Below are 23,712 nucleotides of genomic sequence, written 5' to 3'. Positions count from 1 at the left end.
TTATCTACCTGGGAAACGTGGTGCAGTTTTTGTTTTAGCTTTCGGGGTCTTTTTTGTTGGCTTTTTTTTGACCGTCTTATTCATTTCTTTGACAAGTTTAGCCACACGTTCTTTCTCAAGTTTTTCTTGGAGATATTCTTCCTGTTCTTCTAAGCTCGGTTGCGTCAGAATGATTTGGATTTTCATGTCAGGAATGTCGATAGAGTCTCCGATTCTTACTTTTTTCCCACGACGATTTTCTAATCCCCCATTAAAGTAGACATGATGCTCAGCTAAAAAGGATTTAATAGCTCCGCCACTGTGTATAATACCAAGTTCTTTCAAGAGAGCTTGGAGAGTGATAAATTCTTCAAATAATTTGTATTCCATAGTTCACCTCAATCTTTGGTATTATACCATATTTTACCTTGAAATGGCAGAGGTAAATTCGTTAGAAATGAAAGCGATTTTAATTCTAAAAGGGGTAAAGAGAACAAGAAAATTTTCTCTTTTCATGGTATAATAGAACTCTATGTAGAAGGAGGTAAGAGATGGAGTTAGTACCTGGAATTACAGTGCATTTTATCCAATCAAAAAAATTTAAAACTAATAAAATTACTGTGCGTTTCACAGCTCCATTGTCTTTGGATTCAATTTCAAGTCGCATGTTAAGTGCCAGTATGCTTGAAACTGCCAACCAAAGTTATCCAACTGCTCAACTGTTTAGAAAACGTTTAGCAACCTTGTATGGAACTGATTTGTCAGCGCACGCCTATCGAAGAGGACAAAGTCATCTTGTGGATTTGAATATTACCTATGTGCGTGATGAATTTTTAAGTAAGAAAAACGTATTAACTTCTCAAATTTTAGAATTACTGCATCAGGTTCTGTTTACACCATTGTCGGATGAGGATGAATTTGAGAAAAATGCTTTTGACATCGAGAAAAAACAGATCTTATCAAGGCTGGAATCAGAATTAGAAGACCCATTCTTCTTTGCTCATAAAGAGTTAGATCAATTGTTTTTCCAAGAAGAATCAATGAAGCTAGTTCCTAAAGATTTGATTTCTAGAATTTCAGAAGAGACTTCAAAAACATGTTTTTCAAGCTATCAAAAAATGCTAAAAGAAGACCAAATAGATATTTTCTTCTTGGGTGATTTTAATGAAATTGAAGTTTTAGAGTTTTTACATAAATTTCCTTTAACAGGTCGTAAATCAGCTGTAAACATTCAATATCAGCAACCCTATTCTAATATTTTTAGAGAAGGTATTGTTAGAAAGAGATTAGGACAGTCTGTTTTAGAGATGGGCTACCATAGTTCAGTGGCATATGGTGATGAAGAACAGATGGCAGTGCTTCTTGTCAATGGTCTTTTAGGAGCCTTTCCTCATTCGAAACTATTTACCCAAGTGAGAGAAAAAGAAGGACTGGCCTATACGGTATCAAGTCATTTGGATCTCTTTAGTGGATTTTTACGATTGTTTGCTGGAATTGATCGGCAAAATCGAAACAAGGTAAGAAAATTGATGAATCATCAGTTGCTTGACATAAAAAATGGCAAGTTTACAGATAAGGAGATTGATCAGACCAAACAAATGATTCGTAGATCTTTACTACTAGCTCAGGATAATCAAGATTCTATTGTCGATAAATATTATCTGTCAACTTTTTTTGGGAAGGCGAATCTTGACACAAAAATTTTAATCGATAAGCTTGAACAAGTTGATAGAGAAGCAATTTGTGAAGCAGCAAACAGTTTTAAGTTGCAGGCTATTTATTTTATGGAAGGAGCAGAATGACCAGACCTACTTTTCAAAAGAAATATTATCCTGCTGTAAAAGAAACTTTGTATCAAACTAGCTTAGAAAATGGTTTGACAGTTACTTTACTACCTAAAAAGGACTTTAACGAGGTTTATGGCGTTGTAAGTGTCCAAGTTGGTTCTGTTGACACAAGGTTTACAGTGGATGGTAATGACTTACAACAATATCCACAAGGAATCGCTCATTTCTTAGAACATAAGCTTTTTGAAAGAGAAGATTCTGGAGATGTTATGGCAGCTTTTACAGAGTTGGGTGCTGAAAGTAATGCCTTTACGAGCTTTACGAACACTAACTATCTTTTCTCGACTTCTGAAAATGTTCTAGAGTGTTTAGATTTGCTAGAAGAACTTGTCACTACTTTCAATATGACTGAAGAATCTGTGGAGCGCGAAAAGGATATCATTCAGCAGGAAAGAGAGATGTATCAGGATGATCCGGATTCTTGTCTATTTTTCAAGACTTTGGCAAATCTCTATCCAGAAAGTCCTTTAGCTTCAGATATTGTTGGTAGTGAAAACTCTATTGATGCTATTTGTTTGGAGGATTTAAAAGAGAACTTTAAAGAGTTTTACAGACCTGTCAATAGTAATATCTTTTTGGTCGGTAATTTTAAACTTGAACTTCTTGAAGATTATTTTGCTAAGAAATCTTATCTGCAAGAAAAAAAATATGAGTTTAAAAGAGAACAAATATCTTTACATCATGTAAAGACTACTGAAAGTTTACGGATGGACGTTGCTTCTCCAAAATTAGCGATCGGTATTAGAGGGAATAAAGAAATCGGAAATCGAGATCAATATCGTTATCATCTTTTATTGAAATTGTTGTTTACAATGATGTTTGGTTGGACTTCACAAAGATTTCAAAGATTATATGAGTCTGGTAAACTGGATGCTTCCTTGTCTCTAGAAATAGAAGTGGATCATCGTTTCCATTTTGTGATATTAACAATGGATACAAAGGAACCTGTGGCACTTTCTCATCAATTTCGTAAAGCTATTCGTAATTTTATGAAAGATGAGGATGTCACTGAGGATCACTTGGATATTGTAAAAACTGAGATGTATGGAGAATTTCTTCATAGTATGGATTTCTTAGAATATATTGCCACTCAGTATCATCCAACTAAGACAGGTTCGACCCTGTTTGACCTTCCTAAACTTTTGCAGGAAATTACTCTAGAGAATGTTCTAGAAGCAGGACATGATTTGATAGATAATAGCGACATGGTTGATTGTACAATTTTTCCGATATAATCGCTAGAAAATACACTAGAAAGAAGGAATGTTAAGTATGAGAAAAAAAACAATTGGCGAGGTCTTACGCCTTGCTAGAATTAACCAAGGACTGAGCTTGGAGGAATTACACAGAAAGACGGATATTCAACTGGATTTGTTGGAGGCACTGGAAACAGATGATTTTGACAAACTACCGAGTACTTTTTATGCTCGATCTTTTTTGAGAAAATATGCTTGGGCAGTTGAATTAGATGAACATATTGTTCTAGATGCCTATGATTCAGGTAGTATGATTACCTATGAAGAAGTAGATGTTGATGAGATTGAGCTTTCAGGACGTAGACGTTCTAATCGCAAGAAGAATTCATTTCTCCCGCTGTTTTACTTTGTTCTCTTGTCTTTATCAATTTTAATTTTTGTAACCTACTATGTGTGGAATTACATTCAAACCCAACCAACTACGCCAGCTACAGCAAGTTATAGTGTGGTGAGTTCAACAAGTACTTCCAGTAGTGAGCCATCAAGTAGTAGCCAATTTACTAGTTCATCAAGTTCGAGTGATGCCTCTTCTGTGATCATTTCTGGTCAGGGAGATACGATAGCAGCAGAATACAAAACTTCTAAAGATTCAGTTGAGCTTCAATTCTCTGTTACCGATGTAACGAGCTGGATCAGTGTTTCGAATACTGACTTGGCAGGAGGAGTGACTCTCGAACCTAATAATAAAACAGCTAAAACAACGATTTCGAAAGACAATCCTGTAACAATTACATTGGGAGTTGTTAAAGGAGTAACAGTGAAAATCGATAATCAGGAAATCGATACTTCAAAATTGGCTGGGGAAACTGGCTGGATTAAACTGACAATGAGTTCAAATTAAGGAAGGATAATATGAAAAAAGAGAATATTCCTAACATACTAACGATTGGTAGAATTTTATTTATTCCCATTTTTGTTCTTCTTCTATCATTTGGACCGTCTCCGGTATTACATATAACAGCAGCAATTATTTTTGCTATTGCTAGCATCACGGACTATTTGGATGGATATTTGGCTAGAAAATGGCAGGTAGTTAGCAATTTTGGGAAATTTGCAGATCCAATGGCAGATAAGTTGTTAGTTATGTCAGCCTTTATTATGCTAGTTGGGCTAAATATGGCACCAGCTTGGGTGGTAGCAGTTATTATTTGTCGAGAACTTGCAGTTACCGGGTTGCGCCTGCTCTTAGTCGAAACAGGCGGGACTGTTCTAGCTGCTGCAATGCCTGGGAAAATAAAGACATTTAGTCAGATGTTTGCGATTATCTTCTTGTTGCTTCACTGGAATGTGCTTGGTCAGATAACTCTTTATATTGCCTTGTTCTTCACAGTTTATTCTGGTTATGATTATTTCAAGGGAAGTGCATATTTGTTTAAAGGAACCTTTCGCTAGATATGGAATCGATTATTGAAATTAAGAATCTGTCATTTCGATACCAGGCAGATCAAGAACACTATGATGTTCATAACATTTCGTTTCACGTGAAACGTGGAGAATGGTTGTCTATCGTTGGTCATAATGGTAGTGGAAAATCAACGACAGTTCGCTTGATTGATGGTTTGCTCGAGGCTGAATCTGGAGAAATTTGGATAGACGGTGACTGCCTAACTCCAGAAAATGTCTGGGAAAAAAGACGTAAGATTGGTATGGTCTTTCAAAATCCTGATAACCAATTCGTAGGAGCAACTGTTGAAGACGATGTTGCTTTTGGACTGGAAAATCAAGGAATCCCACTTGAAGAGATGAAGAAACGCGTTTCTGAGGCTTTATCATTGGTTGGGATGGCTGAATTTGCTAAAAAGGAACCAGCTCGCTTGTCAGGAGGTCAGAAACAGAGAGTAGCTATTGCAGGGGTTGTTGCTCTGCGACCAGATATTTTAATCTTGGATGAGGCTACAAGTATGTTGGACCCTGAGGGACGATTAGAGTTGATTAAGATAGTCCAGAAGATTCGCAAAGACCATCAGATGACAGTCATCTCCATTACGCATGATCTGGATGAGGTGGCCATGAGTGACAGAGTTTTGGTGATGAAAAAAGGAGAGGTTGAGTCAACAAGCACTCCTAGAGAATTATTCTCTAGGTCAGATTTAGATCAAATTGGCTTAGATCAACCCTTTGTCAATCAATTAAAACAATCACTGCGTGATAATGGCTTAAAATTACCAGAGCACTTCCTGACCGAGGAGGAGCTTGAGGAGGCTTTATGGGAATTATTCTAGACAATGTTAGTTATACGTATCAAGAAGGAACGCCCTTTGCCTCAGCTGCCTTGTCAGATGTCAGTTTGTCAATAGAGGATGGCTCTTATACTGCGATTATTGGGCATACAGGAAGTGGAAAATCTACAATTCTACAACTCTTAAATGGTTTGTTGGTTCCTACAAAGGGAAGTGTTCGTGTCTTTGATACATTGATTACATCAACATCCGTCAATAAGCAAATTCGTCAAATTCGTAAACAAGTTGGATTGGTATTTCAGTTTGCAGAGAATCAAATTTTTGAGGAAACTGTCCTAAAAGATGTGGCTTTTGGACCTCAAAATTTTGGAGTTTCTGTAGAAGAGGCAGAAGCTATCGCGCGTGAAAAACTAGCTTTAGTAGGAATCGATGAATCACTCTTTGAACGAAGTCCATTTGAACTCTCAGGTGGACAAATGAGGCGGGTTGCTATTGCTGGAATTTTGGCGATGGAGCCTAGCATTTTGGTCTTAGACGAACCAACAGCTGGTTTGGATCCAATTGGTCGAAAAGAGTTGATGGCCTTGTTTAAAAAGCTTCATCAAGATGGCATAACAATTGTTCTAGTAACCCACCTTATGGATGATGTGGCCGAATTTGCTGACCAAGTTTATGTGATGGAAAAAGGGAAACTAGTTAAGGGTGGGAAGCCAAGTCTTGTCTTTCAAAATGTCGAATTTATGGAAAAAATCCAATTGGGTGTTCCTAAAATCACACGATTTGCTCAAAGGCTAGTTGACAGAGGAATTTCTTTCAAACAATTGCCGATAACGATAGAGGAGTTTAAGGAGTTTATCAATGGATAATATGATTTTAGGTCGATACATACCAGGAAATTCGATTATTCATCGTCTAGATCCTCGTAGTAAGTTAGTAGCAATGATTTTATTGATCATCATCGCTTTTTGGGCCAATAATCCAATTACAAATCTCATACTCTTCATTGCAACAGGCATATTTGTCATTTTATCAGAAGTTCCCTTATCCTTTTTTATAAAAGGTTTGCGGTCTATGTTTTTTCTGATTGCTTTTACAACCCTTTTTCAACTGTTCTTTATCTCTGGTGGTCACGTCTTGTTCGAGATGGGGTTTATAAAAATCACAAGCTATGGTATTGAGCAGGCAGGAATTATTTTTTGTCGTTTTGTGTTGATTATCTTTTTCTCAACCTTGCTTACTTTGACAACCATGCCATTGAGCTTGGCAACAGCGGTTGAATCCTTGCTTGGACCTTTAAAAAGATTTAAGGTTCCAGTTCATGAGATTGGACTCATGTTGTCAATGAGTTTACGTTTTGTGCCAACCTTGATGGATGATACGATTCGAATTATGAATGCTCAAAAGGCGCGTGGTGTTGATTTTGGAGAAGGTAATGTAATTCAAAAGGTTAAGGCTATGATTCCTATTTTGATTCCTTTGTTCGCTACAAGTTTGAAACGAGCGGATTCTCTTGCTACAGCCATGGAAGCTAGAGGCTATCAAGGTGGAAATGGCCGCAGTCAGTATCGACAGTTAAATTGGATGAACAGAGACAGTATAGCGCTATTATTTGTTTGTGTATTGGGTGCAATTCTATTTTTGCTAAAATCTTAGAATGTAATATAAGGTAGAGGTATGAACCGTTTTAAAAAATCAAAATATATCATTGTTCTGTTTGTCGTTGTATTAGTAGTATCCGTTTTTTTAGTAACAACACAATCAAGTGCAGTTGTGACAAAAGCTGGAGATGGAATTTCGTTAGTCGATAGAATAGTGCAAAAGCCTTTTCAATGGCTTTCTTCCGTAAAATCTGATTTAGGTCTTTTGACTAGAACCTATAACGAGAATGAAACTCTCAAAAAAGAACTCTATCAGATGAAGAAGGAAACGAATGAAGCAGACAGTCTGAAGGAAGAAAATGAGCAACTGCGTCAGTTATTGGATATGAAGTCAAAATTGAATGCAACCAAGTTGATTGCTTCTGATGTCATCATGAGAACTCCTGCAACTTGGAAACAAGAGTTGACAATTGATTCAGGTTCTCAACAAGGTGTGACCAGTAATATGCTTGTGATTGCTGGTGGGGGACTGATTGGAAGCGTGGGAAAGGTTGAAGATAACTCTACTGTGGTCAACTTATTGACCAACGCGGAAAATACGGAGAAAATCTCCGTTAAAATCCAACACGGTTCTACTAGTATATATGGCATTATCATTGGGTACGACAAAGAAAAAGACTTGCTTAAAATAAGCCAGTTAAATAGTAGTAGTGATATCAGCCAAGGAGACAAGGTAGTTACAGGAGGTCTGGGCAACTTTAAAACTACAGATATTCCCGTAGGAGATGTTGTATCAGTTACCCATAGTAGTGACTATCTAACGAGAGAAGTTATGGTTAAACTCCATGCTGATCCAATGAATCTAAAAGTCGTAGAGTTAGTGGGGAATCCATCATGAGACTGTTGAAGCAGATAGGGATGTTTTTACTCTTGCCTATAGTTGTCTTAATAGACAGTCATTTAGGGCAATTTGTAAATAGTTTTTTTCCACATTTTCAAATTGTGAGCCACTTTATCTTCATCTTCTTGTTGTTTGAAACTATTGAAGTATCGGAATATCTATTTTTAGCTTATTGCCTAGTTCTAGGGCTTATATACGATATTTATTTCTTCCATTTGATTGGAATCGCTAGTCTTCTATTTGTGATTATTGGAGCAATAGTGTATAAAAGCAACTCAGTTATTTTGTCAAATAGATGGACTAGACTATTAGCTATTTTAATGATGACTTTCTCTTTTGAATTTGGTAGTTTTCTTCTAGCGCAAATGATTGGATTAACTGCTGAAAGCATAACAGTCTTTATCGTCTATGGTCTAGTTCCGTCAATGATACTAAACTTTCTATTGATGTTAGTTTTTCAGTTTATTTTTGAAAAAATATATCTATAAGAAAGAAATAAAACTGTAATAAAGGCGTAATATTTATTAAGCCTTTTTTTTGATATACTAGTATTGTCTTAAAAGGAGGAGTACTTACACTTATGAAGAAAAAAATCCTAGCAACACTTTTGTTAAGTACAGTATTAGTTTCACAAGGAACTGTTCTTTCAAGTGTTCAAGCAAATACAACAGATGAAAAGATTGCTGCTCAAGATAGCAAAATTAGTAGCTTGACAGCTCAACAAAAAGAAGCTCAAAAGCAAGTAGATGAAATTCAAACTCAGGTTTCAGCAATTCAAGCAGAACAAGAAAAATTGCAAGTTGAGAACGAAAAACTTCAAGCAGAATCAAAAAAACTTGAAGGAGAAATTACTGAGCTTTCAAAAAATATTGTATCACGTAATGAATCACTTGAAAACCAAGCTCGTAGTGCACAAACGAACGGAACTGCTACAAGCTACATCAATACGATTATTAACTCGGACTCAATTACAGAAGCTATTTCTCGTGTAGCAGCTATGAGTGAAATCGTATCAGCAAACAATAAAATGTTGCAACAACAAAAAGAAGATAAGAAAGCTATCTCTGAAAAACAAGTTGCAAACAACGAAGCAATCAATACAGTCATTGCTAACCAACAAACACTTGCTGACGATGCTCAAGCTTTGACAACAAAACAAGCAGAATTGAAAGTAGCTGAGTTAAATCTTGCAGCTGAAAAAGCTACAGCAGAAAACGAAAAAGCTAGCTTGCTAGAGAAAAAAGCAGCAGCAGAGGCAGAAGCTAAAGCAGCGGCAGAGGCAGAAGCAGCTTATAAAGCAAAACAAGCAAGTCAACAACAATCACTTGTAGCTTCAGCTAACACAACTTTTGTTGCCCAAGTACAAGCAACTTCAAGTTCATCATCAAGTTCATCAAGTTCATCAAGTTCATCATCAGATAATGATTCAAGCTACACACCTGCAGCGACTACTGTAATTCAACGTCCAACTTATAGTTCAAACGCTTCAAGTTATCCAACAGGTCAATGTACATGGGGGGCTAAGACCTTGGCTCCATGGGCTGGTGATTATTGGGGTAATGGTGGTCAGTGGGCAGCTAGTGCAGCGGCAGCTGGATTCCGTACAGGTTCTACACCACAAGTTGGTGCAATTGCTTCATGGGATGATGGAGGATACGGACATGTAGCGGTTGTTACTGCAGTTGAATCATCAACTCGTATTCAAGTTTCAGAATGTAACTATGATGGTAGCGGAACTCAACCAATCGGAAATTATCGTGGTTGGTTTAATCCGACAGCATCAAGAGGTACTGTAAGATACATTTATCCAAACTAATATATTAATTATTATTAAATTTAGGGTGAGGTTTTATTAATCTCACCCTTTGTATAGTATTAATAAAAAATTTTCATCAGAATGTTTTTGTCATTATGGAATTAAAGATGGGATGAAAATTATCGGATATGTAGCTAGGATAAGTATGTTTATCTAACGAAATAATATGTTTTTAAGAGAGTTGGTACTGGAATTATGTTTACTTATAAAATGAATGTTGATGTTCAAGAGTGGGATTTATTTTTAGAAAATCATCCTCAAGGGAATTTATTGCAGAGTAGTGATTGGGCCAAGATAAAGGATACTTGGGGGAATGAGAGAGTTGGATTTTATAAAGAGAATCAACTAGTTGGAGTAGCGAACATCTTAATTCAGCCTCTTCCATTAGGATTTTCCATGTTCTATATTCCAAGAGGCCCAGTTATTAATTATGAAGATAAAGAACTTCTGAAATTTGTGATTTTAACATTGAAAAAAATTGCTAAAAAAAGCAATGCAATAATGGTTAAATTTGATCCAAGCCTTTTTATCAGTCGAAGTCTGATCGACCAAAAAACTATTCAAAATTCTAAAACTTTTGAAATTGTTGAGGAATTGCAAAAAAATAAAGTTCATTGGACAGGATTGACAAAGGATATGGCAGAAAACATACAACCTCGTTTTCAAGCTAATATTCATAAAGAAAACTTCTCGCTGGATCAACTGTCCAAATCTACTCGACAGGCAATCCGAACTGCAAGAAATAAAGGATTGGAAGTAAAATTCGGTGGACTTGATTTATTAGATGAATTTTCATTTTTAATGAAGAAAACAGAGTCTCGTAAGAATATCAGTTTACGAGGCAAAGATTATTATCAGAAGTTATTGACTACTTATCCTGATCATTCCTTTATCACACTGAGCTATTTAGATTTACCTAATAGACTGAAAGAAGTTGAGCAGCAACTGGAAAAAAATCTTAAAATAGCGCAGAAATTCACTGATAAAACGAAAGAAGGCAAAATAAAAGAGAATCAGCAAGAGAGAAAACGATTAGAGGAAGAAATTTCTTTTCTTAAGAGCCATATTGATAGAGGGAACAGTGTCGTTCCATTGTCTGGAACTTTGACCATCGAATTTGGGAAAACTTCTGAGAACTTATATGCTGGAATGAATGAGGAATTTAGACATTATCAACCTGCTATTCCAACATGGTTTGAGACTGCTCAACATTCATTTGAACGCGGGGCAGAGACTCATAATATGGGTGGAATTGAAAACAACTTAGAGGGTGGGTTATTTAATTTTAAATCTAAGTTTAATCCCACTATCGAGGAATTTGCTGGTGAGTTTAATTACCCAACTAGCTCATTGTATTTCTTGTTTAATATAGCCTATAAAATCCGTAAGAAACTTCGAAGTAGCAAGTAGAAAGTCAAAGACTTATTGGCAAGTTTAATCTTTAGTAATTGTTTTTTTGATAACATAGAGTATGAAGATATGATACTTGCTATAAAAAATATAAAGTAGATTCTTTCATATCAAAACATTTAAGTTATCAACTCGAAATATTTTGTATTTATCTGAATCTCAACATAAGCGGTTATTGCACATTTAGCAGTAACAATTTATGTTGGGATGTTTTTTTATTTAAAGTTAATAAATTTTTTTAAAATTTCAGTTGGGGAGTTAGGTTATGAAGGAAAAACTAGCAAAATTACTTGAAAAAAAGGCTCAACTATGATACAATGTAACTTGTCGTGTAAACGATAATACTCATTCTTGATGAATTGTGAAGCTGTTGCCTTCGGGTCGTTTTGCAAGCTGAAATCAAGAAGAGGAAAAAAACAAAAAGGAGAAATACTCATGGCAGTAATTTCAATGAAACAACTTCTTGAGGCTGGTGTACACTTTGGTCACCAAACTCGTCGCTGGAACCCTAAGATGGCTAAGTACATCTTCACTGAGCGTAACGGAATCCACGTTATCGACTTGCAACAAACTGTAAAATACGCTGACCAAGCATACGACTTCATGCGTGATGCTGCAGCTAACGATGCAGTTGTATTGTTTGTTGGTACTAAGAAGCAAGCAGCTGACGCAGTTGCTGAAGAAGCAGTACGTTCAGGTCAATACTTCATCAACCACCGTTGGTTGGGTGGAACTCTTACAAACTGGGGAACAATCCAAAAACGTATCGCTCGTTTGAAAGAAATCAAACGTATGGAAGAAGATGGAACTTTTGAAGTTCTTCCTAAGAAAGAAGTTGCACTTCTTAACAAACAACGTGCACGTCTTGAAAAATTCTTGGGTGGTATCGAAGATATGCCTCGTATTCCAGATGTAATGTACGTAGTTGACCCACATAAAGAGCAAATCGCTGTTAAAGAAGCTAAAAAATTGGGAATCCCAGTTGTAGCGATGGTTGACACAAACACAGATCCAGACGATATCGATGTAATCATCCCAGCTAACGATGACGCTATCCGCGCAGTTAAGTTGATTACAGCTAAATTGGCAGATGCTATCATCGAAGGTCGCCAAGGTGAAGATGCTGTTGCAGCAGTTGAAGCAGAATTTGCAGCTTCAGAAGCTCAAGCAGACTCAATCGAAGAAATCGTTGAAGTTGTAGAAGGCGACAACGCTTAATTCATATAAATAGTAATTACCTAGGAGGGCGGGGCTTAGCCCGGCTCTCCTATTTTTAAAAAATATAGGAGAATCAAAATGGCAGAAATTACAGCTAAACTTGTTAAAGAGTTGCGTGAAAAATCTGGTGCTGGTGTTATGGACGCTAAAAAAGCATTGGTTGAAGTTGAAGGCGATATCGAAAAAGCGATCGAATTGCTTCGCGAAAAAGGTATGGCAAAAGCAGCTAAGAAAGCTGACCGTGTTGCTGCAGAAGGTTTGACTGGTGTTTATGTTGACGGTAACGTTGCAGCAGTTGTTGAAGTAAATGCTGAAACTGACTTCGTTGCGAAAAACGCTCAATTTGTTGAGTTGGTAAACGCAACAGCTAAAGCGATTGCAGAAGGAAAACCAGCTAACAACGAAGAAGCTCTTGCTTTGACAATGCCTTCAGGTGAAACTCTTGAAGCGGCTTATGTGTCTGCAACAGCAACTATCGGAGAAAAAATCTCATTCCGTCGCTTTGCTTTGATTGAAAAAACAGATGCACAACACTTCGGAGCATACCAACACAACGGTGGACGTATCGGTGTTATCTCTGTAATCGAAGGTGGAGACGAAGCACTTGCTAAACAAATCTCAATGCATATTGCTGCGATGAAACCAACAGTTCTTTCATACAAAGAATTGGATGAGCAATTTGTTAAAGATGAGTTGGCTCAATTGAATCACGTAATTGACCAAGATAACGAAAGCCGTGCTATGGTTAACAAACCAGCTCTTCCACACTTGGCATACGGATCTAAAGCTCAATTGACTGATGAAGTGATTGCTCAAGCTGAAGCTGATATTAAAGCTGAGTTGGCTGCAGAAGGCAAACCAGAAAAAATCTGGGATAAAATCATCCCAGGTAAAATGGATCGTTTCTTGCTTGACAACACTAAAGTTGACCAAGCATACACACTTCTTGCACAAGTTTACATCATGGATGACAGCAAGACAGTTGAAGCTTACCTTGAATCAGTTAACGCTTCAGTAGTTGAGTTCGCTCGCTTTGAAGTTGGTGAAGGTATCGAAAAAGCTGCAAACGACTTTGAAGCAGAAGTTGCAGCTACAATGGCAGCAGCCTTGAATAACTAAAAAAGTAAGGAAGCTAATTTGCTTCCTTTTCTTTTGTTAGAGGGGATTCATAGGAATCCTTTTTTTATTTTAAAAGGTAAACAAAAAGCCCTATACAAGGGCTTAGTGTATTTAGGAGACTACACTTCGAATTCATAGAGTGCTGTAGATAGGTAACGTTCTCCGTTATCTGGTGCAAGCGCAAGGACTTTTTTACCTGCTCCAAGTTTTTTAGCGACTTCAATTGCTGCATAGATAGCTGCTGCAGAAGAAATACCGACTAAGAATCCTTCTTTTCCACCGATTTCACGGCCAAGTGCAAGAGCATTATCTGATGTTACACGAACGACACCATCGTAAGCTTTTGTATCAAGTGTATCTGGAATGAATCCAGCAGAGATACCTTGAATTTTGTGAGGACCTGGCTTTTCACCAGACAAGATAGCTGACTCGTCTGCCTCAACAGCAAAAACTTGAATGTTTGAGTTAGCAGTTTTAAGAGCATGAGAAACACCAGAAATAGTTCCTCCAGTACCAACACCAGCAACAAAGGCGTCTAAACCATCAGCTCCGAAATCAGCTAGAATTTCAGCTCCTGTTGTTCTTTCGTGAACCTCTGGGTTAGCTTGGTTATTAAACTGTAATGGTAGGAAACCATCACGCTCAGCAGCAATTTCCTGCGCTTTTGCAATCGCACCTTTCATTCCTTCGCTACCAGGAGTGAGGACTAGTTCAGCTCCATAAGCTTGGATAATTTTACGACGTTCCACGCTCATTGTTTCAGGCATAACGATAACAACTTTGTAACCTTTAGCGGCACCAACCCATGAGAGACCAATACCAGTGTTCCCACTAGTTGCTTCTACAATGGTAGAACCTGGTTTCAATTTACCTTCTTGTTCTGCTTTTTCAATCATGCTTAGGGCGATACGGTCCTTAACTGACGATCCTGGGTTAAAAGCTTCAAGTTTTACATAAACATCTGCTGCACCTTCTGGTACAATGTTATTTAATTTAACAATCGGTGTTCTACCGATGAGTTCTGTGATATTGTTATAAATTGCCATATTAGCACCTCTTTATATAAGATGCTACTAGTATAACGCTAACTTTAACTTTTGTAAAATATAGAAATCCTATCGGAGTGATAGGATTTTTTTATATCAGTGATTCAAACCATTCATATTCAAACGATTATGATAAGCTAAGTCAAATAGATAGGTGTAAAGAGGTACAATATCAGTTTTCTTTGGAAATTCAAATTTGTGAGAATTAAAATGCTCATTGTGAGATTTTAAAAAGGCATTTTCTAAATAAGTAATCGTAATCTCGCTATCATCAATCCCAAGTCCAGCAGTTTCCATTTCAACATTGACGATGTTCATGAGGAAAATTGATTTGATAGACATCTTCCGTCCGGTTGCCCCTTGTTTATCTGTAAAGATGATTCGGATATTAGTAAAGATAATTGAATCACGAATGAGTTTATATCCGCTTTGAATTTCTTCATTTTCTAATAAATATTGTCCAAACTCCTTGGTAAGAGCTACTTTACTTTGCTCACTGAAGTTTCCAGCGAGTCCCTGAATTAATCTTCCAAAAGCCATATGATATTTCCTTTCTTTACGATAGGTTTACAGGTGCTTCAACTTCACGTAAACCTTTGTCGGTTAGAGTAACTTTTCCATTGAAAAATTCAATGAGATCAGCCTTGATACCGTCTTTCTTTTCTTTATCAATGAAAATCATAGTGTCAACTTGATCTGTAAAGTTTGTCTCTAATTCTATGAGATTATGCTCTTTAAGAAAATTCCCATATTCTTGATACTGGGCATAGGTCATGTGAATCTGTATCCCTGCTTGCTCTTTGATTTCAATAATGCCAATTTCCTTAACTGCTAGGGCAACACTACCAGCATAAGCGCGAATCAAACCACCAGCCCCTAGTTTGATACCACCAAAATAACGAGTAACTACAACACAGACATTAGTAAGGTTGTGATTCTCCAGAACTCCTAGCATAGGAACGCCAGCAGTCCCACTAGGTTCTCCATCATCACTAGTTCGCTTGATTTCACTACGCTCACCGACAATAAAAGCAGAGCAGTTGTGGGTAGCTTTATAGTGTTCTTTTTTAATAGTTGTGATAAAATCACGAGCCTCTTCCTCACTATAGACACGTTTGGCATGACAGATAAAGCGTGATTTTTTGATTTCTTCTTGGACTTGTCCGTCCTCTTTTATAGTTCTGTATTCCATATTTTTATTGTACTAAAAAATAGCGTAAAGTTCTACATTTTACGAATAAAGAAATATGAAAGTAAATCCAAATTATCTCGGTCGCCTTTTTACCGAGCAAGAATTAAGTCATGAGGAGAGACAACAAGCAAAACAAATTCCATCCATGAAAAAAGAAAAGGGTCAACAATATTGTCAGCGTTGTGGTAGTCAGATAGAAGAAGAATGGCATTTGCCTATTGGTGCTTTTTATTGCCGAGAATGCTTGATTATGAAGCGAATAAGAAGTGATCAAAATCTCTATTATTTTCCGCAAGAAAGGTTTCCACAGCAAGATGTACTAAAATGGTCAGGTCAACTGACTCCATTTCAAGAGCGGGTATCACAAGGACTCCTTCAGGCGGTAGATAAGAGGGAGGCTACCTTGGTACATGCAGTGACAGGAGCTGGTAAGACTGAGATGATCTACCAAGTTGTTGCCAAGGTGATTGATCAAGGTGGAGCTGTTTGTTTGGCCAGTCCACGAATTGATGTTTGCCTAGAGCTCCATAAACGATTACAAAATGATTTTGCATGTGAGATTGCGCTACTACATGGGGAGTCAGATCCCTATTTTCGTACACCTTTAGTTGTAGCAACCACTCACCAACTATTAAAATTTTATCAAGCTTTTGATTTATTGATTGTGGATGAAGTGGACGCCTTTCCTTATGTTGATAACCCAGTACTTTACCATGCTGTCAACAATTGTGTAAAGGAAAATGGATTGAGAATATTTTTAACAGCAACGTCAACTGACGAGTTAGATAGAAAAGTTAAACAAGGGGAGTTAAAGCGTCTTAGTTTACCTCGTCGTTTTCATGGAAATCCTCTCATTGTTCCCAAGCCAATCTGGTTATCGCATTTTAATAGATATTTAGAAAAAAATGACTTACCTCCAAAATTAAAACTTTACATTGAGAAACAGAGAAAGACGGCCTATCCCTTACTAATCTTTGCCTCTGAGATTAAAAAGGGAGAAAAGTTAAAAGAAATTTTGCAGGAGAAGTTTCCGAATGAGAAAATAGGCTTTGTATCCTCAATTACGGAAGACCGATTAGAGCAGGTACAGGCCTTTCGAGATGGAGAGTTAACGATATTAATAAGCACAACTATATTAGAGCGTGGAGTTACCTTCCTTCGTGTAGATGTTTTTGTGGTGGAAGCCAATCATCAACTCTTTACCAAGTCAAGTTTAGTACAAATTGGTGGGCGAGTTGGAAGAAGCATGGATCGTCCTACTGGAGAACTGATATTTTTCCATGACGGATTCAATCTGTCCATTAAGAAAGCCATAAAGGAGATTAAGCAAATGAATCAGGAGGCAGGAGTATGAAGTGTTTATTGTGTGGTAAAAGCTTGCAAACAGAGATAACTTTTACTAACCTGCTCTGTTTTAAAAAGGAGGAGGAACTAGTTTGTGAATCCTGTATTTCGTCTTTCGAGAGCATTGGTGGTAATCATTGTCCTACTTGTTTTAAAAAAGGAATGTCAATCATCTGTCAAGATTGTCAATTTTGGTGTAAAAAAGGTGTAAAGGTTGATCATGTGGCTCTTTATTCCTATAATCAGGCTATGAAAGAATATTTTAGTCGCTATAAATTTGATGGTGATTATCTTCTTAGAAAGATATTTTCTGAGATATTGCAAAAAGAGTTAAAGAAGTATAAGGACTATCATATTGTGATTGTTCCTCTGAGTTACCAGCGTTTAAAAAGCAGAGGATTTAATCAAGTTGAAGGTTTGATAAAGGAGACAGGGTTAACATATCTGGATATTTTGGTTAAAAAAGAAGTGGAGGCTAGTTCTTCAAAAAATCGATCTGATCGTTTACTTACAGAGTTTCCATTTTTATTGAAAGATGGCGTGAAGCCCCCAGAAAATATCTTACTCTTTGATGATATTTATACAACTGGAACTACCTTGAATCGTCTTAAAAGTATGCTATTAGAGGCTGGTTGTCAGAATATTAAAACTTTTTCCCTCGCAAGATAAGGAAAAAGTTTGCAAAAAAAATATGAAAGCGTTATAATATAGTTAGAAAAACAAATATGTTTAGAAAGAAGGTACTTATATGATTAAATATAGTATCCGTGGTGAAAACCTAGAAGTAACAGAAGCAATTCGTGATTATGTAGTTTCTAAACTCGAAAAGATCGAAAAATACTTCCAAGCAGACCAAGAATTGGATGCACGTGTTAACTTGAAAGTTTACCGTGAAAAGACTGCTAAAGTAGAAGTAACTATTCCGCTTGGATCTATTACTCTTCGTGCAGAAGATATTTCTCAAGATATGTACGGCTCTATTGATTTGGTGACAGATAAGATTGAGCGTCAGATTCGTAAAAACAAAACTAAAATTGAACGTAAGAACAGAAATAAAGTATCTACAAGTCAACTCTTTACAGATGTTTTAGTTGAGGACTTAGATGTATCACAACCAAAAGTTGTTCGTTCAAAACAAATTGATTTGAAACCAATGGATTTGGAAGAAGCTATCTTACAGATGGATTTATTGGGACATGATTTCTTTATCTATGTAGATGTTGAAGATGAAACAACAAATGTTATTTATCGTCGTGAAGATGGAGATATTGGTCTTCTAGAAGTTAAATAATCAAAAAAATTAGTCTTTGAAAGTGGTTTACACTAGTGTAAACCACTTTTTAGTTTGGATGTTTTACTATTATTTGAAAATAGTGTTTCCTCTTTAAAAGTCGCATTTTGGCTACATTTATGGTATAATAATGCGCAAGAGGTTTGTAATGAAAAAAAATGAAATAAATCCCTTTTTTATGTATCTGATTGCTATAGTAACCTTTACGATTATGACCATTTTGATTGTGTTAGTAAAGGATAATCTGATCACTATAGCAAGTCTATTTTTATTTATCGTATTCTATGTTCTGCTATTTAATTTCCAGAAAAAATATTACAAAAAAACGGATATCGAGCAAATCCAGTATGTCAATCATCAGGCTACGGACAGTTTGAGTGCCCTCCTAGAGCAAATGCCTGTCGGAGTTGTTAAATTAAACATGAACAGCAGTGAGATTGAATGGTTCAATCCCTATGCGGAATTAATTTTAACAACTGAGGATGGAGAAATTGATTTTCCTCAATTTCAAAAGATTTTAAAGAGTTCGATTTCTACTCCAGGGGCTTATGCCATTATTGGGGAGAAACGTTATGCAGTGCATTTAGATAGAAATTCAGGTGTCTTATACTTTTTTGATGTTTCTGGTGAGTATGAGGCGACTGCTGAGCTTGTGACAAGTAGACCGGTAATCGGGATTATCTCAGTTGATAACTATGATGATTTGGAAAATGAAACGTCTGAATCAGACATTAGTCATATTAATAGCTTTGTTGCAAATTTTGTTTCAGAATTTGCTGGGAAACATGCCATGTTTTCTCGTAGAGTGAGTATGGATCGGTTTTATCTATTTACTGACTACACTGTACTTGATCACTTGATGCAGGATAAGTTTTCTGTAATTGATACCTTTCGTGAGGAAGCTAAGCAACGGAATTTACCACTAACGATGAGTATAGGAGTTTCCTATGGTGATGGGAATCATGACCAGATTGGGAAGGTTGCTCTCCTCAATCTCAACTTAGCCGAAGTTCGTGGTGGTGACCAAGTAGTTGTAAAAGAGAATGATGAAACCAAAAATCCAATCTACTTTGGAGGCGGTTCAGCAGCATCTGTTAAACGAACTCGGACACGAACTCGTGCCATGATGACAGCTATCTCAGACAAACTTAAAAGTGTTGATCGAGTTTTTGTTGTTGGTCATAAGAATCTGGATATGGATGCTCTTGGCTCAGCGGTTGGGATGCAGTTGTTTTCGAGTAATGTTCTAGAAGATAGTTATGTGGTTTATGATCCTACACAGATGTCTCCAGACATTGCTCGAGCTATCAACTATTTGGAAGAGGAGGGTGTTTCAAAACTTCTTCCTTTAGGACAGGCTATGACAATGGTTACCAAACGTTCTTTGCTTGTGATGGTTGACCATTCCAAGACAGCTTTAACCCTATCCAAAGAGTTTTATGACTTGTTTACCCAGACGATTGTTATTGACCATCACCGTCGGGACCAAGATTTTCCAGATAATGCGGTCATTACCTATATTGAGAGCGGTGCTAGCAGTGCCAGCGAGCTGGTTACGGAGTTGATTCAATTTCAAAACTCTAATAAGAAACGTTTGAGTCGCATTCAGGCTAGTGTTCTTATGGGGGGAATGATGTTGGATACTAAAAATTTCACCTCTCGGGTAACTAGTCGAACTTTTGATGTTGCAAGTTATCTCAGAACGAGAGGGAGTGATAGCATTGTCATTCAGGAAATTTCGGCCACTGATTTTGAAGAATATCGATTGGTAAATGAACTCATTTTGCAGGGGCAAATGGTACAGCCATCAATCCTGGTTGCTCAAGCTTTGGAGGATAAAGAGTACGATACGGTTGTTATTAGTAAGGCTGCTGATGCTATGCTTGCCATGTCTGGTATAGAGGCCAGCTTTGTAGTTGCTAAGAATAGTCAAGGAGCAATCTCCATTTCTGCGCGAAGCAGAAGTAAGATCAATGTCCAGCGAATTATGGAAGAGTTAGGTGGCGGTGGTCACTTTAACTTAGCTGCGGCACGTTTGACAGATATGAGCCTGCAAGAAGCAGGAGATAAACTGAAAACAGTTATTTTTAATGAAACAAAAGAAAAGGAGTCAGAAGAATGAAAGTAATCTTTTTAGCAGATGTTAAAGGTAAAGGGAAAAAAGGTGAAATTAAGGAAGTGCCAACTGGATATGCACAAAACTTTTTAATTAAGAAAAACCTTGCTAAGGAAGCTACAGCTCAAGCCATTGGTGAGTTGCGTGGTAAGCAAAAATCAGAAGAAAAAGCACATGCAGAGATGCTTGCAGAAGCGAAGGAAATTAAAGCAAAACTGGAAGCAGAAGAAACAATCGTTGAGTTTGTCGAAAAAGTTGGTCCAGACGGACGAACTTTTGGGTCAATTACTAACAAGAAGATTGCAGAAGAATTGCAAAAACAATTTGGTATTAAAATTGATAAACGCCACATTCAAGTTCAATCACCAATCCGAGCAGTTGGTTTGATTGATGTTCCGGTTAAGATTTATCAAGATGTAACAAGTGTAATCAATCTTCGTGTCAAGGAAGCTTAATTTACGATTGGTTGACAATATTGTAAAAGGAAGGAAAGTCTGATGGCAGAAGTTGAAGAACTGCGTGTTCAGCCTCAAGATATCCTGGCAGAACAATCTGTTTTAGGAGCCATTTTTATTGATGAGACTAAACTCGTTTTTGTCCGAGAATATATCGATTCACAGGACTTCTTTAAGTATGCTCACCGTTTGATTTTTCAAGCTATGGTTGATTTGTCTGATCGTGGAGATGCTATTGACGCAACCACAGTTCGGACGATACTAGATAGCCAGGGTGATTTACAAACTATCGGAGGCTTGTCTTATCTGGTTGAGATTGTCAATTCGGTGCCAACCTCTGCCAATGCGGAATACTATGCTAAAATTGTAGCAGAAAAGGCTATGCTTAGACGTCTAATTGCTAAGTTGACAGAGTCTGTAAACCTAGCCTATGAAGCTTCTCAACCTGCTGACGAAATTATTGCTCGTGCAGAAAAAGGCTTGATTGACGTTAGTGAGAATGCCAATCGAAATGGCTTTAAAAATATTCGCGATGTATTGAATATCAACTTTGGGAATTTAGAAGCTCGTTCGCAACAGACTTCAGATATCACGGGTATTGCGACAGGTTATCGAGATTTAGATCACATGACGACAGGTCTGCATGAGGAAGAATTGATTATTTTGGCAGCTCGTCCTGCGGTTGGTAAGACAGCCTTTGCTTTGAATATTGCGCAAAATATCGGAACCAAACTAGACAAGACAGTTGCTATTTTCTCTCTGGAAATGGGTGCTGAAAGTTTGGTCGATCGTATGCTGGCTGCGGAAGGGTTGGTAGAGTCGCATTCTATCCGTACAGGTCAATTGACTGAGGAAGAATGGCGCAAGTATACGATTGCTCAGGGTAATCTGGCTAATGCAAGTATCTACATTGATGATACACCAGGGATTCGGATCACAGAAATTCGCTCTCGTTCCCGTAAACTAGCTCAAGAAACAGGTAATCTAGGCTTGATTTTGATTGACTATCTTCAGCTGATCACAGGGACTGGTCGAGAAAATCGTCAACAAGAAGTATCTGAGATTTCCCGTCAGTTGAAAATCCTAGCAAAAGAACTCAAAGTTCCAGTTATAGCTCTTAGTCAGCTTTCTCGTGGTGTAGAGCAACGTCAAGATAAGAGACCAGTTTTGTCTGATATTCGTGAATCTGGATCTATTGAGCAGGATGCTGATATCGTAGCCTTTCTCTATCGTGATGACTATTATGAGCGCGGTGGTGAAGAGGAGGAAGGCATTCCAAATAATAAAGTAGAAGTGATTATCGAGAAAAACCGTAGCGGTGCTCGCGGAACGGTAGAATTGATTTTCCAAAAAGAATATAATAAATTTTCAAGTATTTCGAAGATGGAGGAACCAAGATGACAGACGCATTTACAGATGTGGCTAAAATGAAAAAAATCAAAGAAGAAATTAAGGCGCATGAGGGACAAGTGGTGGAAATGACCTTAGAAAATGGTCGTAAACGTCAAAAGAATCGTTTGGGAAAACTAATTGAGGTTTATCCATCGCTCTTCATCGTTGAGTTTGGAAATGTTGAAGGAGACAAACAGGCTAATGTCTATGTTGAATCTTTCACCTATTCAGATATTTTGACAGAAAAGAACTTAATTCATTATTTGGATTAAGGATAATCATGAAAGTGAGAAGATTTCTCACTTTTTTTATTTTCTTTCGAATGATATAGATGAGGTCAACCTCAAAAATCTAATTATTTGAAGGAGAATGAATGACATTTACTAAAGCAGGACATAAAAAGGGAACTTTTCTCAGAAAGACAGCTGTAGGATCAGCTTCACTATTACTAGCAGGAGCTTTTTTATTTGGTGGAGGAACTGTTCATGCCAACCAGGCAAACAATGGATCACAGGCACGTGGAGATGATTATCCCTATTATTATAAAAATGGAAGTCAAAAAATTGATAAGTGGCGCATGTACTCAGGACAGTGTACCTCTTTTGCTGCTTTTCGTTTAAGTAGTGTCAATGGTTTTGAGCTACCAGCTGCTTATGGGAATGCTAATCAATGGGGTTATCGAGCCCAAAAAGAAGGCTATCGTGTGGACCAGCAACCAGCAATTGGTGCGATTGCTTGGAGTACAAGAGGGCAATATGGTCACGTGGCTTGGGTATCTAACGTGATTGGAGACATGATTGAAATTGAGGAGTACAATTACGATTATACAGAAACGTATCATCGTAGAATTGTAAAGGCGAGTTCTATGACTGGTTTTATTCACTTTAAAGATGTTGGGAATGCTAGTGTAGGGTCTCATCAGTCTCTACTATCCTTCAGTGGTACTCATCACTTCACAGAAAAATCAGCTATTATGGATCAGCCATCATTGACATCTACCGTTATCGATTACTACGAAGCTGGAATGAGTGTTCATTATGATCAAACCTTTGAAAAAGAAGGTTATAAATGGATTAGTTATATTTCACGAAGTGGAAACAGACGCTATATCCCCTTAACTAAAACAAGTAGTTCTAAAAATGGTTGGGAAAAAGAGGGAACAAGTTGGTACTACTATGACAATGGTCAAAAAGCAGTCGGTTGGAAGAAGATTAATGGGAACTGGTATCATTTGCAAGCTGATGGTAGAATGACGACAGGCTGGTTAAAAGAAGGTTCGAATTGGTATTACTTGAAGTCATCTGGTGAAATGCAGACAGGTTGGTTAAAGGATAAGGGCATTTGGTATTATCTGGAAAGTTCTGGAGCTATGAAAACCAGTCAGTGGTTCCAGGTTTCAGGAAAACATTACTATGTAAATGCTTCTGGAGAATTGGCAGTAAATACTACTATCGATGGATTTCAAGTTGATGGTGATGGAGTTCGAGTAGAAAACCCAGCCTCATAAGTGTTATTCAGCATTTGGGCTCTTCCTAATGGTATTTTTCCCTGC

General features: G+C 37.3%; 25 protein-coding genes. 21 read left to right on the top strand and 4 right to left on the bottom strand.

Annotation, left to right across the window (positions count from 1 at the left end):
- Positions 1-369 (bottom strand): S4 domain-containing protein YaaA, encoded by a 369-nt coding sequence (gene yaaA / locus AC3E7H_RS05310; RefSeq protein WP_000455869.1) that lies wholly within the window; start codon positions 367-369, stop codon positions 1-3.
- Between the two features lie 161 nt (positions 370-530).
- Here yaaA and yfmF point away from each other — a divergent pair, with 161 nt between their 5' ends.
- From yfmF to tsf, 13 genes are all read left to right on the top strand, one after another.
- Positions 531-1,781 carry an EF-P 5-aminopentanol modification-associated protein YfmF gene (gene yfmF, locus AC3E7H_RS05305; RefSeq protein ID WP_000424581.1) on the top strand — a complete coding sequence of 417 codons (1,251 nt, stop codon included), beginning with the start codon at positions 531-533 and terminating at the stop codon, positions 1,779-1,781.
- The gene (gene yfmH, locus AC3E7H_RS05300) at positions 1,778-3,061 is read left to right on the top strand and encodes an EF-P 5-aminopentanol modification-associated protein YfmH (RefSeq protein WP_000197955.1); all 1,284 of its coding nucleotides are present in this window, start codon (positions 1,778-1,780) and stop codon (positions 3,059-3,061) included. The genes yfmF and yfmH overlap by 4 nt, the downstream gene beginning before the upstream one ends.
- 37 nt (positions 3,062-3,098) lie before the next feature.
- Positions 3,099-3,923 carry a cytoskeleton protein RodZ gene (gene rodZ, locus AC3E7H_RS05295; protein WP_001227967.1) on the top strand — a complete coding sequence of 275 codons (825 nt, stop codon included), beginning with the start codon at positions 3,099-3,101 and terminating at the stop codon, positions 3,921-3,923.
- A gap of 11 nt (positions 3,924-3,934) precedes the next feature.
- Entirely contained in the window at positions 3,935-4,474 is a 540-nt protein-coding gene (gene pgsA / locus AC3E7H_RS05290) for a CDP-diacylglycerol--glycerol-3-phosphate 3-phosphatidyltransferase (RefSeq protein ID WP_000711962.1), read from the top strand.
- A gap of 2 nt (positions 4,475-4,476) precedes the next feature.
- Positions 4,477-5,304: an energy-coupling factor ABC transporter ATP-binding protein gene (locus tag AC3E7H_RS05285; RefSeq protein WP_490676214.1), complete on the top strand. Its 828-nt coding sequence runs from the start codon at positions 4,477-4,479 to the stop codon at positions 5,302-5,304.
- Positions 5,289-6,128, top strand: a complete 840-nt coding sequence (locus AC3E7H_RS05280; RefSeq protein ID WP_490676213.1) for an energy-coupling factor transporter ATPase — start codon at positions 5,289-5,291, stop codon at positions 6,126-6,128. The genes AC3E7H_RS05285 and AC3E7H_RS05280 overlap by 16 nt, the downstream gene beginning before the upstream one ends.
- Positions 6,121-6,915, top strand: a complete 795-nt coding sequence (locus AC3E7H_RS05275; RefSeq protein ID WP_061863872.1) for an energy-coupling factor transporter transmembrane component T family protein — start codon at positions 6,121-6,123, stop codon at positions 6,913-6,915. Before AC3E7H_RS05280 ends, AC3E7H_RS05275 begins: the two co-directional genes overlap by 8 nt.
- 21 nt (positions 6,916-6,936) lie before the next feature.
- The gene (gene mreC / locus AC3E7H_RS05270; protein ID WP_490676212.1) at positions 6,937-7,758 is read left to right on the top strand and encodes a rod shape-determining protein MreC; all 822 of its coding nucleotides are present in this window, start codon (positions 6,937-6,939) and stop codon (positions 7,756-7,758) included.
- Positions 7,755-8,249, top strand: coding sequence for a rod shape-determining protein MreD (mreD, locus tag AC3E7H_RS05265; protein ID WP_490676211.1), 495 nt, complete (start codon positions 7,755-7,757; stop codon positions 8,247-8,249). The genes mreC and mreD overlap by 4 nt, the downstream gene beginning before the upstream one ends.
- Positions 8,250-8,341: 92 nt before the next feature.
- A complete protein-coding gene (gene pcsB, locus AC3E7H_RS05260) occupies positions 8,342-9,577 on the top strand; it encodes a peptidoglycan hydrolase PcsB (protein WP_485716733.1) in 1,236 nt (411 codons plus the stop codon).
- A gap of 195 nt (positions 9,578-9,772) precedes the next feature.
- Positions 9,773-10,987 (top strand): aminoacyltransferase, encoded by a 1,215-nt coding sequence (locus AC3E7H_RS05255; RefSeq protein ID WP_049503297.1) that lies wholly within the window; start codon positions 9,773-9,775, stop codon positions 10,985-10,987.
- Positions 10,988-11,422: 435 nt separating this feature from the next.
- Positions 11,423-12,205 carry a 30S ribosomal protein S2 gene (rpsB, locus tag AC3E7H_RS05250; protein WP_000268462.1) on the top strand — a complete coding sequence of 261 codons (783 nt, stop codon included), beginning with the start codon at positions 11,423-11,425 and terminating at the stop codon, positions 12,203-12,205.
- Positions 12,206-12,283: 78 nt separating this feature from the next.
- Positions 12,284-13,324: a translation elongation factor Ts gene (tsf, locus tag AC3E7H_RS05245; RefSeq protein WP_490676210.1), complete on the top strand. Its 1,041-nt coding sequence runs from the start codon at positions 12,284-12,286 to the stop codon at positions 13,322-13,324.
- Positions 13,325-13,443: 119 nt separating this feature from the next.
- On the opposite strand, the gene cysK is transcribed toward tsf, so the two are convergent.
- The 3 genes from cysK to AC3E7H_RS05230 all read right to left on the bottom strand — a co-directional run bounded on the left by cysK (position 13,444) and on the right by AC3E7H_RS05230 (position 15,562).
- Positions 13,444-14,370 (bottom strand): cysteine synthase A, encoded by a 927-nt coding sequence (gene cysK / locus AC3E7H_RS05240; RefSeq protein ID WP_001029455.1) that lies wholly within the window; start codon positions 14,368-14,370, stop codon positions 13,444-13,446.
- Positions 14,371-14,466: 96 nt separating this feature from the next.
- Positions 14,467-14,910, bottom strand: a complete 444-nt coding sequence (locus tag AC3E7H_RS05235; protein ID WP_075228431.1) for a PH domain-containing protein — start codon at positions 14,908-14,910, stop codon at positions 14,467-14,469.
- 16 nt (positions 14,911-14,926) lie between these two features.
- A complete protein-coding gene (locus tag AC3E7H_RS05230; RefSeq protein ID WP_000456747.1) occupies positions 14,927-15,562 on the bottom strand; it encodes a YigZ family protein in 636 nt (211 codons plus the stop codon).
- 55 nt (positions 15,563-15,617) lie between these two features.
- On the opposite strand from AC3E7H_RS05230, the gene AC3E7H_RS05225 reads away from it, so the two are divergent.
- The 8 genes from AC3E7H_RS05225 (at position 15,618) to AC3E7H_RS05190 (ending at position 23,667) form a co-directional block, all read left to right on the top strand.
- Entirely contained in the window at positions 15,618-16,916 is a 1,299-nt protein-coding gene (locus tag AC3E7H_RS05225; RefSeq protein ID WP_490676209.1) for an ATP-dependent helicase ComFA, read from the top strand.
- The gene (locus AC3E7H_RS05220; protein WP_000649950.1) at positions 16,913-17,575 is read left to right on the top strand and encodes a ComF family protein; all 663 of its coding nucleotides are present in this window, start codon (positions 16,913-16,915) and stop codon (positions 17,573-17,575) included. The genes AC3E7H_RS05225 and AC3E7H_RS05220 overlap by 4 nt, the downstream gene beginning before the upstream one ends.
- Before the next feature lie 79 nt (positions 17,576-17,654).
- A complete protein-coding gene (hpf, locus tag AC3E7H_RS05215; protein WP_000599097.1) occupies positions 17,655-18,197 on the top strand; it encodes a ribosome hibernation-promoting factor, HPF/YfiA family in 543 nt (180 codons plus the stop codon).
- A gap of 148 nt (positions 18,198-18,345) precedes the next feature.
- Positions 18,346-20,319 carry a DHH family phosphoesterase gene (locus AC3E7H_RS05210; protein WP_000739181.1) on the top strand — a complete coding sequence of 658 codons (1,974 nt, stop codon included), beginning with the start codon at positions 18,346-18,348 and terminating at the stop codon, positions 20,317-20,319.
- On the top strand, positions 20,316-20,768 hold the full coding sequence (gene rplI, locus AC3E7H_RS05205) for a 50S ribosomal protein L9 (RefSeq protein WP_000864204.1): 453 nt from the start codon (positions 20,316-20,318) through the stop codon (positions 20,766-20,768). Before AC3E7H_RS05210 ends, rplI begins: the two co-directional genes overlap by 4 nt.
- Positions 20,769-20,810: 42 nt before the next feature.
- Entirely contained in the window at positions 20,811-22,169 is a 1,359-nt protein-coding gene (gene dnaB, locus AC3E7H_RS05200) for a replicative DNA helicase (protein WP_000852500.1), read from the top strand.
- Entirely contained in the window at positions 22,166-22,432 is a 267-nt protein-coding gene (locus AC3E7H_RS05195) for a Veg family protein (protein WP_000128621.1), read from the top strand. The genes dnaB and AC3E7H_RS05195 overlap by 4 nt, the downstream gene beginning before the upstream one ends.
- A gap of 101 nt (positions 22,433-22,533) precedes the next feature.
- Entirely contained in the window at positions 22,534-23,667 is a 1,134-nt protein-coding gene (locus tag AC3E7H_RS05190; RefSeq protein ID WP_490676208.1) for an SH3 domain-containing protein, read from the top strand.
- The last annotated feature ends 45 nt before the right edge of the window (positions 23,668-23,712 follow it).

This window comes from Streptococcus sp. SCPM-O-B-15304 (M98) (assembly GCF_058200215.1).
The sequence above is the reverse complement of the archived record's forward strand: the minus strand, read 5'-3'. Positions and strand labels throughout refer to the sequence as shown.